We start from the raw sequence: 11,413 nt of genomic DNA, 5'->3' as shown, positions 1-11,413 counted from the left end.
TAGCATTCCCGGTCAGGACCGGACAGTCGCGTCTCGGCCATCTTGGGTATCCGGAAAAGGGAAAGCTGACGGACCGCACCTGAGAGCGTGAAGTTGACCGCTGAACGACCGGGAAGGGTCGGTTTCGCCCGAGGGCGAACGCCGGGCCTTGGGACTTAGCCGCCGTTCGCCGATGAAATGTAGAATGGCAGGTCTTCTCAAAAGCCGACGTTCAGCATTTGCCCGACTGGTCTCGTTAAAAGACGGATATTGGTTCGTTTGCAGGCCGTCGGCTTTTAGCAATGTACAAGCAGTAGCTGACACCTGCGCGCGTCACACTTACATTCATGCTAAGACGGACCGGTAACGCTCTCACGCCGCTACCAACCGCCGGCGCGGCGTCCAAAACGATTTGATCCGCCACCCAGCGCTGATTTCCCTCTCGCGACCATCGAGCGCGCGTCTGCTTCCATCGTTACAAATTGGTCACTTTACCCAAGCTAGTTCTGAGCTTCCAGAACGCCTCCGACCGACCGACAATCATCGTCGTGGCTGTTCGCACACAGCGGACACCTGAACGACTCCCTTGTCGATGAGCCAGCCGCAGACCCGGTGGGCTTGAGTTCCGGCTTGCCCGCGCACGAGTGCCTCCAGCAGGTCCCCGACCGTTTCGCTATCCACTATCGCTAGTACGATCATGTCAATCGGAATGCCGCCGAGGAAGGCTACAGGCTCCCCCTCGGTCCCAGCCAACACCGCTAGGCGTGGCTCGACGAAATCACCGCACAGACAGGGTACCTCCACAACGCGGCTTCGGTCCAGATGGATGGGCGTCGAGAGAACTGGCTTGGGACGGCTCATGGGATGCGCCTCGACGCGCGCAGCCGCCGCGCCGCCCGCGCACCGGGACCGCCAGAACGGCTTCTCGGCGTGGACGCTCCGGCCGTAGATCTCTTTGGTCGCGACGGCATGCGTCCAGGCCGATCGCTCCAACCTCTGCTCATAGTATTGCCGCGCCACGGCTTGCGAGCCGGGTCGGCGAAGGATGGTGTTGACCACGACGGACGCACTACGGGCCGACTGGATACAGTGCTGGACGCCCATCGAGGCTAGCGGATCGAAGCTCTGCGCCGCCTCTCCGACCTTGATATAGTCCGGGCCCACTGCCTCCTCGTCGAGCCAGGCACTGGCGTCGCACGCGGTCACTTGGCCGCAGGAAAGGACGGTTCTTAATTGAGGCAGGAGGTCCGTGTCGGCCAACCCGTCGAGATAGATCTGGCGCAGATCCCCTCGGCTCCGTGGCAAGGCCTGACGATCGGTGAACAGCGTAGCGTTGAAGCCCAGATCCGCGACCGGCGCGCCCCAAGACCAAACGCCTCCACCGGCCGCGATGCGGGGTCGATCCGGGAGACCCGCACCGCTCCAATAGGCATAGAGCGCGATCGTGCGCGGTCCCTGCCAGCGGCGCGACTTCGGCAACAGGCCCCGCCGACCAGCCGCATCGACCAAGAAGTTGGCCCCGCGAACCTCGCCATCCGCGAGTATAACGCTCCAACCTCCTTCTGACCGACGGATGGCGGTGGTGGCGCGGCGTCCGAGATCGACGACGACACCCGCCTCCCGACAGATGTCCACCAGTGCCGCATCGAAGCGGCCCCGGTCTAACGTCGCCGCGCCCGGTGGTGCGTCCCTCGTGATCCAGCTTTCCGTTGCCCAGCGCTCGTCGCACCGTGAAAACCGCTGCCAGCCGGCACGATCTAGGATGCCTTCGAGGCCTAAGTCGTGGAGCTGGCGGAGAACGGCCACGCTGATCGCCTCGCCGACATGGGGTCTGGCGCCGACATGCTCCTCGATCAGGCGGACCGACAAGCCCAGGCGACAAAGCGCAAGCGCGCTGATGCACCCCGCCGGACCGCCGCCGACGACGATCACGTCGGTAAGGCCCGTCACCGCACCAGTTGGCCGATGAAGTCGGGCCTCGTCCGCGAGAGGCGGCCGTAGGCCCCGATCGCGTAGTGCAGCCAGCCACGAATGAAGTCGCAGGCCGGACGGCTACGGCTCAGTGTCTCGTGATGGCAACCGCCAGCGCAAAGGTAGCGAGCCCAACACGAACGGCATCCAGGCTGGGCGTGGACGTGCCGTTCGTTCAGCCAGACATCCTGCCGCTCGCGATCAACGCCGTCCGCAAGCGTGCCCATCGCACCTTCCGGCGCGTCGACGAAGCGGTGGCAGGCGGCCAACTCCCCTTCCGCAGAGACGCCGAGGTAGCCGGCCCCGGCGCCACAGGGATAGGGGCGGTGCGTGCCGCGGTGGATCTCGCGAAGCGCGTTGAGGAGGTTCAGGAACGGGTAGCGCTCGCCGGCGGCGGTCCTCGCCTCGAATTCCCGGCCGCAGGAAACCATCTGCTCGAGCATTGAGTGCAGGTGCCGCTCCTGCATCTCATCCTGCTCGCCGGGCGCGGAAAGCATTGGCGAGAACCCGACGCTGTGGAAGCCGATGTCCGTGAAGTGATTGAGCATCGGCAGCAGGTCGAGATTACGCGGCGTGACGGTCACGCGGGCCGATACCTGGCAGCCACGCCCGCCGCCGAGCAGTGGTGCGATGCGCTCCATGATCCGCGCGTAGCTTCCGCGGCCACCCTTGAAGGGACGCTGCAGGTCGTGGTCGCCGCCGACACCGTCGAGACTGACGGTGACGGCGAAGCGGTGCGCGTCAAACAGCTCGATGTCGCGCTCGGAGACAAGGGTGCCGTTGGTGGTGATGGAGAAGGAAACGGCGATACCGCGCCGCGCCGCCTCCTCGACCGCATATCGGGTTGACGCATGCACGACATCGCGACCCATAAGCGGCTCGCCGCCCAGAAAGGCGATGTTGACCTGCTCGTAGGGAAGGGTCTCCCGCAAAAGCATGTCGATCGCGGCCTGCGCGGTCCCCAGGTCCATCCCCTTGGGTGACCCACCGAACGATCCACCCTGGGCGTAACAGTAGCCGCACCCGAGATTGCAACTCTGCGCAACAGCGAGCGAGATCGCCCGCACGCGTCGATCGTCCGGGGTCGACGCGCAGCGGTCCGCGCGCGGCTCGAGACCGAGGCGTGCTAGGATCGCAGCGGTGGCGGCACCGTCTGCGGACGAGCCGGCCAGCGTGAGTTCGTCGGCAAGCGCCTCGTCGATGTCGAACAGTTGGCTACCGTCCGGAAGGAGAAGCTGAGCGGCACCGTCCCACCGGAGCACATGTGCGTCGCGTGAGCGGGGGCGTGAAGCGTCGATGATGGCGGTGGCCAAGGTCATGGCGCTACGACCGATCCTCCCTGTCCAGCCGATCCTGCTCCTCCGAGCCTCCGACCACGAACTTCAGGAAGCCCTGCCAGTTCTGAAACAGTTGGTCGTAGCTCCAGACGTCGCCATCGCTCCGATCGTCGAGGATGTAGCCGCCGCCCGGGGGGCGCTCGATGGCCATCCAGTTGTCACCCACGCTGGTGCCGTCCGGGCCATCGACCACGTTCACGAAGTCGGGGCGGCTCGCGGCCCAGTAGTAGCACGCACATTCGCGATAGTCGTTCTGCCAAGGGGAGCAGAGCCCCTGCGTCAGCTCCCCAGGCTCGATCAGCGCCTGAGACAGCGTCGCCATCGACTTGCCGTCCACGGCGCTGCTCTCGAAGATCGGACGGACCTTGAGGTCGAACTTGGGCAGCTTCGCGACCTCGGCCGGATCAGTGGGGAAGAGGACTTCCACCGATGAAGGTTCCGGCGTGAAGTAGCCCACGAGCACCCGACCCTGCGCGGCGTGGATCCTCGCCAGGCTGTTCGCCCACTCCATGAAGGAAACACCGTTCAGGTGATCCGGATTGCCGAGGGCCCCCTCGTAACCCGGCATCTGGACGCCCTGCGTCTCGACGGCCATCGGCAACGGTCCCTTGCCTGCGCCGGGATCCTCGATTGCCAGCAGCCGATGACCCTTCATGTCGGCGAGAGGGCCGTCCCCGTCGAGCACGAGGTTATGGCATTCGATCAGGGTCAAACCCTCGAAAATCCTGCGCCATATGACCCGAAAATCGAACTCGAGGCCGGGGAAGCAGTTGGATATCGCAGTTACAGGCAGCGTGTTCCACGGATTGCCTCGGCTGCGGTGGTTGAGTTGCGCCGCCAGGTTGCTCGGTGAGATCTTGGTCATGCGGACACCTCGGTCGGATCGGAGAAAAGGCTGCCCATGGCGGCCGAGACGACCGCATCGATCTGCCGGCGGGTCAACACCAGATGCCGTCCGTCGGCGCCGCGCATCATCGCGGGCATTTTGCGGCGGCCGATATCGGAGAGATCCCCGATCTGCTCGGGTCTGCGGAGGGCATCCGCGAACCACGCGCCGGTGCCGCTACGCAGCGCGGTCAGGATGTTCTGGTGGAGCGCGAGGATGGCATGATTGTCGACGATCGCCGGCGCCATGATCGGCTCAAAGTAGCGACCGAAGTCGTTCGAGTCCTGGCGCACCATGGTGCTCGTCTGGTTGGTGCGGCCCTTGACCGTGTTGCCGTTGAGCGCCGCCGTGTTGAATAGCCGCACGGTCTCCACGGCGCGACGAAGAATCTCCTCCGCGTCAGCGAGCGTCGCCATCCCGTCGTGCTCGACCCCAAACGCGATCTGTTCGAGTTCGTCGGCCACCGTGCGAATGGGGATCGTGTCCGGCGCAAACGTCGGCGGGCCCGCACCGATGCGGGCGAACGCCGTCAGGGACTTGCCATCGATTTCCAGGGCCACAGTCACGACCCCATCGCACTCGTCGTCGAAATAGCCGCAGCTCACACCTTCGTCATTCTGGGCGAGATGTTGCCAGGGTTCGTAAACAGGTGGGAAAAGGCCTCTATCTGGACATAACCCAGCCAGTTGCCCTTCCTGGGATCGTAGATGATGCGCTCAGGGGGCACGTTCGGATCGGTGTGCGCGGGGTCGGGGCCTTTGGTATCGAAGACGGCGCCGGTCGGACTTGCGCCGTAGACCAGTCCGGCGGCGGGCGTAAAGCGGAGCCGGATCTCCGGGAAGTCCTCGTTGGGGCGAACATACTGCACCCATCCAATCGGAAGGGTCATGCCGTCACGAAAGTTGGCGCAGGTCGCATCGACCCTGTGCCGAGCGTGGTCGCCAACTTTGAGGATCGCCTCGATTCGATCATTCTTGTCGAACGTGCGCCGCTCGATCTTGCGGCATCCGAGGTGGACGGTCCAGTTCACGTCCGCCGGCTTCAGGCCGTGCGCTTCCAGAAGATCGACCGTCAGCGGCTCAAGCACGTCTTCGGACGTCCGCGCAAACACCTCGAGGAACGGCGCCACCGGCCGGACATCGTCGCCATCGCGAAACTTCACGCGCTTCGGTGTGTAGCATCGGACGATCTCACCCGTTTCCTTGCTCAGCTCCAACGTCTCGTCGGGGACCACGTTGCGGTAGCCGAGGGGATGCTTGTCATCGACCTCGATCCGATAGCTCTCCAAGGGTGTCGCCGAGGCGCCAAGGCGGGCGACCGAAAGTGGCGGTAGGATGCGAAGCTCCAGGATGCTCATGCCCGTCCCCCCACGCTGTAAGCGAGACCGGGGCCGCGGCTGCCCCGGACCGCCGCCTCGAAGGTCGCGATCGCCTGCCCATCCAGGGCAAGCAGCGAATCCAGATACGCGTCGGCGGCGGAGCCGGCGGTTCCATGGATCTGACCGATCAGCTTGGCCGACGCCTGAAGGAGGTCGATGTGCTGCCGCCAGGCGTCCCGGTCGAGCATAGGTAGATCCATCGAGTAGGGAAGCTCGAAGCTCGGCGCCGCGCGTTCCGGCTGCTTGGGGTCGTCGGCCGGCATGGAGACGAGGATGTTGGCGATGGCCCGGAGATTATACATCTCCCCGAACGCGCGATTAAGCACCGCGCTTCGCGTCAGGCCGTCCGCCGACGTGTAGTCGCCGGAGATTCGGAAGCTATGGGCGATGTAGGAAAGCAGCATCCGGTAGCGCAGGTTGAGCAGACGCGCCCAGACCCGCGCCACTGGATTGCCGATGTAGGTCGTGCCGGGCACCGCGTCGGGATCCCCGACCGCTCGGGGATTGGCGGCAACGGGACGCCATGGAGTCCAGCCCGTGACGGCTTCGATCTCCAGGAATAGTCCCATGAACCGCTCAAAGTGCGAAGGGGCAGGATCCTTGTCGCCGTCGGCGTGCGATGCCTCCCCCTGCTCGGCGACCGCCTCGAGCGCATCCAGTGCGGTCGAACGGGAGTAAGCGGTGTGGATCAGGACGTCCGGCACCCTCGCTCCAGGTTCCGTCGCGCCACGCGCGCCAGCCGCATAGCCACGTCCCCACTCGGCGAAGCTGGCCTGGAAGCTGAGCGTGTCGGCATGGAAGAGATCGTCGGGAATCAGCGTCTTGTCGCCGACCAGGTTTTTCAGCGTTTCGTAGAGCAGACCGACGCGCTTGAAGTCGCTGGCGCCGCCGGGAAACCCTATCCCCTCGATCTCCGCACGTCTCTTCGCCCATGGATCGGGCCACGTCTCGGGACTCTCGATGCACACGTAGCGGGCGAGCGATCCGAGGCTCACCGGCTCGAGAGAGAACGGAAAGGGATAGAATGGCGTATCCCACGGGAAGTCGTCGCGTTCGAGGTTGATCGGGCCGCCAAGCAGCTTAAGGAGATTCTGGACCGTGACGAGGTGCCCCATCTCCTCCCGTGCTATGCCGAGGAGCACGGCCTGCCAGCGCGCCACCTTATCGTGGTGTTCGGCGGGCACCTGCGGGCCGCCAAGCGAATAGGCGGCGAACAAATACTGGACGAGCAGGCCGTGCTCGATCTCGGCAGCCACGTGCAGGAGGAAGACCGCGTAGTCGTGGGGCGAGAAGCCGTCCGGCACATCGACGTGCTTCTTCGATCCCGCGCCTACTCCCAAGGACTTCGAGAAGGTGTGGGCCTGCGCGAGGTCGGCCTCATGGGCCTGCTCGAGGATCCGTTGCAGCTGGAATGTCACACGACTTCGCATTCGGAAATCCCCCAAGCCAGTTTTCTCTAAGCGTGACGTCCCATCGGAGAGCGGGACCGGCACGATCGCACAACGATCAGCGCCGACCAGTTGTCGGAGGCGCTAGTCGTCGTCGACCGCGCGCCAGTCAGCCAGGAGCAGGACGTAGTCCCGGGTCTCTCCGAAGGCGGTGATCCGGCGTCCGACCAGTTCCTCAAGCACGGGATCGCTGAAGGCGTTCGCACCCGGCCGCCGCAGAACGAAACGGCCGGCCGCGGTGTCGAGATAGACGCCGCGCCGCTCGCTCTTCGAGCCAGGCGCGAACACCCCGGACGTGACGAGACCAGTAAGTTCCTCCATGGGACGAGCCTAATGCACTTGCATCCGGAATGGTATCGCGGCGCGCCGGAAGAAATGGTCACCGGCTCACCACGGTCGATACGCGGACGACCTGGCCACCCTGGACACGCCCCACGAGGAGCTTGACGGGCCGGACCGGGGCATCCTCGGGACTCGGAACGCGGACGAACGCGACGACGTATCCGTCGCTCGCGTCCTGCATCTCATTGAGCGAATGAGCGAGGAAGCCCTGATCCGGAAAACGCAGGCGAAATCCGAGCACAGGCCCGACGTGCTCGCGCTCGCGCTCGCGCTCGCGTTCGCGTTCGCCATCGACGTGGGTGCGCAGCTGGCCGAGGATTAGGTCCGAGGCCAGCTCTTGGCTCGCTATGAGGTCAGGTTCGGATGCCAGCAAGGAAACGCCTTGGCGTGCGAGCAACAGGCGCCGGTCCACCCGGGTCGCGCGCTGGGCGACCGATTCCGCGGTTCCGGGAGGCGCCTTCGTCGCTGTTGGTATATCGACCGGGACCACCGACGCGTCGCCATAGAGGTTGAACTGCGCGAGAGTCTTCAGGTCCTCGGGGCCAGCCGGAGAGGCGGCGCGCACGAAGCGCTGACGCGCCTCAAGAGCCGCGCGTCCCGTCGATGCGCCAGCTAAGACCTCCGTGATGAAGAACTGCGTGATCAGATCCGCCTGGCCGTTGCCGGATGCCGGGCCATAGGCAATCGTTGTGCTGGCCCACATGCCGATTGCGCCCGCCTCGAGGTAGCTGTTGCACGTGGGCGCGACCGGTTGGACCGCGCTCGTCGCGTAGAGTTCGGCACCATAGCAGCACTCCGCCGTGACAACCGTCCCATCGGTCACATTTCCCGCCAGATCCTGGCTGTTCAATGCCGGCGGATATTGCGTGCCGCGCTGACCGTAGAACTGAGGATCCACGGAGGCGCCATGGCAGTTGTAGAAGTGCACCAGGCGGGCCAAGCGCGCACCGGGCCATGGCAGCCCCGCGGGTGGAACCAACTGAAGGTCGCTGTCCGAGCCGAACATGTTTCTGGCCGAAAGCAGAGTCGAATCCTTCCATACCTCGGCTGATACCGCATGATAGTCTTGGAAGTCGGCGCGAGGCCGCGGGTGATGGCGAATGACCGCCTCTATCAGGTCCACGAGTCTCTGCGGATCTTGCGCACCGGTTCGGTCTGGAAGACGACTGACGACCCTGGTGGGACCCTTGAAGGCCGAGATGTCATGGCCGTAGGGCACGTCGCAGGCATAGGGTAGGTCACCAAACGCGTGCTCGTCCGGATCGTCGCCACCGGGGCCTGTGTATAGAGGGTTCAGCATGTCCTGGTGCGGGATCACGTCGATGGAACCCAGGATAACAATATAGTCAGGCGCGAAGGCGCGATAGACTTCGTCGACAGCCTGCTTGTTCTGCGCGCAGTCGAGAGCGTCCGTAACCGCGGATCCGCCGGCGGCCTGCATGGCGACAGCGTCATCGATACCGACGACCTCGGTAATCAATCCGCGCTGCAGGTCAGCCTGGATCCACCGGGTGAGCGCGGTGTGGACGTTGGCATAAGATGTGCCATACTTGCCATGGAGCGCACCGAAGTTGGTGACAATGACCTTATCGATTTTTCCCGGCATCCCTCGTCCCCCGACAAGTGTAGACAGTGACCAGTCATCGCAAAAATCCCACAATTTCACTGCGCCGAAAAAGATCGGACTCGGTAGATCGGCGGGCAGTGCTTAACATTATTACGAAGCATGTCGTTATGGGGCAAGAATAATCGCGACCGAACCGGAGCGAGCCGTCGTTTCTTGGGCCGAAAGCCGTCGCTCGCATTGACGTCGCTGAATATCTTAAGCTGGTCGCGACCTGCCGGTTAGCGGACGGACCGCACTTGGGCGCCGGATTTTAACGGCTGAACGGCACGAATGGGTCGGAGGCGTCGGCAAATCGCTATTCTCAACTGCCTTATAGTTCGATCAGTGCCACCGGAACTGGACGCAATCTCCTGTTAGCATTTGATTATTGTCGGTGAAGCGCTTCGGCCCTAGAGCGGCGCATTGCTCGTTGGCCAGGAGATCCGGCTCCTCAATTGACGATGACGCCGGGGTTACTGCGCGCCACTTTCGGTGTGGGCAGTGCGCTCAACATCAATATCGCGCAGAGCAGCCGGACGATTGTCCTCGGCCGCAAGCAATCGTCTAGGCAGTTGATCAACGCGTAAATCTGACGGCGCCCCCTGCCCAGACCGAGTTTCAGCAAGGCTCGATGCAAATGCGCTGGCCCGTCGCCGGGTCATAGCCCCAGCGACGGCAGCAACTCGCATCCCTGGCCGCCAGTGACTTAAGGACTGTCCCTTCGGCGAAGCCCGCAGGTCTCTCCTCATGGATTTCGATTGTGAGATATTTGCCTTCACGGGCGAGCTCGCGAACGAGCATCGTCAGTTTCCGGTGCTGGTCACTTGCCATTCTTCTTCTCCTTCGCCGCTGTGGCCTGAAGCAGATAGGTGCCGACGAGCTTGGCGGGCTCGGCGCCAAGCTTCACATGGCGGATCGGCGCTGCGATCAGCACGCTCGGTGCGTTTCCGGCAAGGATGATCGGATCGAATTCGATATCGACATCCTGCCCGTCCTTGAGCGGAAGGCTCGTTTCCCGTCCCTTGCCGCGGGCGAGGATTTTCCGCGTGTCCGCAGCGATCACCGAGAAGGTTGCGCTGTCATGATTGGTATAGACGATGAGGTTGCTCGGTGCCGGGAGGCTGTCGATCAGCGCGTCCTGATGCAGTTCCCACAGCAGCACGCGCTTCTGGCGGACAAGGACCTCGTTAAACACCGCGTCATTGGTTGGCTCCGGAACGCGTTTGAAAGTGCCCGTCTTGCCCATTTTCGCGACATGCCGGATCACCCCTATGATCCGAACATCCGCCCAGATCTGGCGCGTCGGGGTGTCGCTCACCACGACGATCGACCCATTCGCAAGCTTCACCTTGCTGATCTTCGGGGCGATGTCGAGCATGACGGCATAATTGTAGGTGCCCGAAATCCGGCGCTGCTCGTTGCTCCGCAACGCAATCACGAAGGTCTTTCCATCATTCGTAATGCCAGCCGAGCGCGTGTCGATCGAGGAGCGCAGGTCACGTGTGAGCTCGTCAGAGACGGTGAGGCTCACAGAGGCGCCATTGGTCGAACCGGCGTTGGTCTCGCTTCCCTTGGTCTCGGTCGAGGAGGTCCCGGTGCCCGTGTTCGTCTGGCTCGATCCTGACGTCGTCTTGCTCGACGCGCTCCCGCCGATTGACGCCTTCCCTGTCATGGAGGCCGTCTGCTTGAACGTTCCCAATGTGAAGTCGAACAGATCGGCCGCCTTGGGTGCGAAGTTCACAAAAGTGACGGGAAGCGGTGTGCTCGTGCCGGGCTCGCGCTCGTTCACCAGCGTAACCGCGACAGCCAGATATTCGAAGCGATCCGAACTCCCGACGGTTTGAAGCTGCCCGGTCAGATCAAGCGCGACTTTCGGAAACCAGTGATAGGCCGTGACCTGCTGCTCTCCCGAACCGTCGCCAAAATCCCTGAACTCCTGCCGGGGCACCATCGGCAGATAATTCTCCGGCATCCTGCGATAGTTGTTGCGGAACCGCTCGACCAATTGCCCCTTCTGGTCAGCACTGGTCGTGCTGTCCGCCATGATCTTGGCGACGTCAGCCGCATTGTTCGTCTCGATGTTCAGCGGATCAAGCGAAGGCGTCACATTGAGATCGCGCACGATCAGATCGAGCTGCGCGCTATCCAGTGTGCCGGCGTGGGTCGCTCGATAGGCCGTCCAGCCGGCATATTCCTCGGTGATCGTTCCTTTCCCCGGAATGATTGGCGGGCCATCTGGCGACCTGAGCAGCCCTTGGAATTCCCGGCCTGGATACCTCGGATAGTCGGGGTCCTGTGGGAGCTCACCTAGAACCACCGAATTGTGACCGTTGCCGATAACTGTGCAGCCCGAAATAGCAGCGGCGGCCACGTACAATGCAATACAGTTTCTGCTGTGCGCCATGCCCAATTGTCCCCAAACAATGAACTGCAGCGATATTTGGCAATGCCAATTTGTGGCCGGCC

The 11,413-nt window shown here is 63.5% G+C and carries 10 protein-coding genes; all 10 read right to left on the bottom strand.

The genetic code is table 11. The annotated features are described in order from the left end of the window. Positions 1–519: 519 nt before the first annotated feature. The 10 genes from U9J33_RS23540 to U9J33_RS23495 all read right to left on the bottom strand — a co-directional run bounded on the left by U9J33_RS23540 (position 520) and on the right by U9J33_RS23495 (position 11,351). Entirely contained in the window at positions 520–1,929 is a 1,410-nt protein-coding gene (locus U9J33_RS23540) for an NAD(P)/FAD-dependent oxidoreductase (RefSeq protein WP_324699362.1), read from the bottom strand. Beyond that, a complete protein-coding gene (locus U9J33_RS23535; RefSeq protein WP_324699361.1) occupies positions 1,926–3,269 on the bottom strand; it encodes a radical SAM/SPASM domain-containing protein in 1,344 nt (447 codons plus the stop codon). Before U9J33_RS23535 ends, U9J33_RS23540 begins: the two co-directional genes overlap by 4 nt. Before the next feature lie 4 nt (positions 3,270–3,273). Continuing rightward, positions 3,274–4,152 (bottom strand): hypothetical protein, encoded by an 879-nt coding sequence (locus U9J33_RS23530; protein WP_324699360.1) that lies wholly within the window; start codon positions 4,150–4,152, stop codon positions 3,274–3,276. Further along, entirely contained in the window at positions 4,149–4,778 is a 630-nt protein-coding gene (locus U9J33_RS23525; RefSeq protein WP_324699359.1) for a hypothetical protein, read from the bottom strand. Before U9J33_RS23525 ends, U9J33_RS23530 begins: the two co-directional genes overlap by 4 nt. Continuing rightward, positions 4,775–5,530 carry a hypothetical protein gene (locus U9J33_RS23520; RefSeq protein ID WP_324699358.1) on the bottom strand — a complete coding sequence of 252 codons (756 nt, stop codon included), beginning with the start codon at positions 5,528–5,530 and terminating at the stop codon, positions 4,775–4,777. The genes U9J33_RS23525 and U9J33_RS23520 overlap by 4 nt, the downstream gene beginning before the upstream one ends. Continuing rightward, complete coding sequence (locus U9J33_RS23515; RefSeq protein WP_324699357.1) at positions 5,527–6,981, bottom strand: ferritin-like protein; 1,455 nt, start codon at positions 6,979–6,981, stop codon at positions 5,527–5,529. Before U9J33_RS23515 ends, U9J33_RS23520 begins: the two co-directional genes overlap by 4 nt. A 102-nt stretch (positions 6,982–7,083) precedes the next feature. Continuing rightward, entirely contained in the window at positions 7,084–7,320 is a 237-nt protein-coding gene (locus U9J33_RS23510) for a hypothetical protein (protein ID WP_324699356.1), read from the bottom strand. Positions 7,321–7,378: 58 nt separating this feature from the next. Next, complete coding sequence (locus U9J33_RS23505; RefSeq protein ID WP_324699355.1) at positions 7,379–8,947, bottom strand: hypothetical protein; 1,569 nt, start codon at positions 8,945–8,947, stop codon at positions 7,379–7,381. A gap of 618 nt (positions 8,948–9,565) precedes the next feature. Further along, on the bottom strand, positions 9,566–9,778 hold the full coding sequence (locus tag U9J33_RS23500) for a hypothetical protein (protein WP_324699354.1): 213 nt from the start codon (positions 9,776–9,778) through the stop codon (positions 9,566–9,568). Beyond that, the gene (locus U9J33_RS23495) at positions 9,768–11,351 is read right to left on the bottom strand and encodes a hypothetical protein (RefSeq protein WP_324699353.1); all 1,584 of its coding nucleotides are present in this window, start codon (positions 11,349–11,351) and stop codon (positions 9,768–9,770) included. Before U9J33_RS23495 ends, U9J33_RS23500 begins: the two co-directional genes overlap by 11 nt. Positions 11,352–11,413 lie beyond the last annotated feature (62 nt).

The organism is Novosphingobium sp. RL4 (assembly GCF_035658495.1).
Classification (GTDB): Bacteria; Pseudomonadota; Alphaproteobacteria; order Sphingomonadales; family Sphingomonadaceae; genus Novosphingobium.
This window is presented reverse-complemented; position numbering and strand designations above follow the sequence as displayed.

What these genes read in the sequence shown, in the direction of transcription:
- U9J33_RS23530 (WP_324699360.1), bottom strand. Translation starts at nt 4,152, where the DNA reads ATGACCAAGATCTCACCGAGCAACCTGGCGGCGCAACTCAACCACCGC.
- U9J33_RS23500 (WP_324699354.1), bottom strand. Translation starts at nt 9,778, where the DNA reads ATGGCAAGTGACCAGCACCGGAAACTGACGATGCTCGTTCGCGAGCTC.
- U9J33_RS23495 (WP_324699353.1), bottom strand. Translation starts at nt 11,351, where the DNA reads ATGGCGCACAGCAGAAACTGTATTGCATTGTACGTGGCCGCCGCTGCT.
- U9J33_RS23515 (WP_324699357.1), bottom strand. Translation starts at nt 6,981, where the DNA reads ATGCGAAGTCGTGTGACATTCCAGCTGCAACGGATCCTCGAGCAGGCC.
- U9J33_RS23505 (WP_324699355.1), bottom strand. Translation starts at nt 8,947, where the DNA reads ATGCCGGGAAAAATCGATAAGGTCATTGTCACCAACTTCGGTGCGCTC.
- U9J33_RS23520 (WP_324699358.1), bottom strand. Translation starts at nt 5,530, where the DNA reads ATGAGCATCCTGGAGCTTCGCATCCTACCGCCACTTTCGGTCGCCCGC.
- U9J33_RS23510 (WP_324699356.1), bottom strand. Translation starts at nt 7,320, where the DNA reads ATGGAGGAACTTACTGGTCTCGTCACGTCCGGGGTGTTCGCGCCTGGC.
- U9J33_RS23535 (WP_324699361.1), bottom strand. Translation starts at nt 3,269, where the DNA reads ATGACCTTGGCCACCGCCATCATCGACGCTTCACGCCCCCGCTCACGC.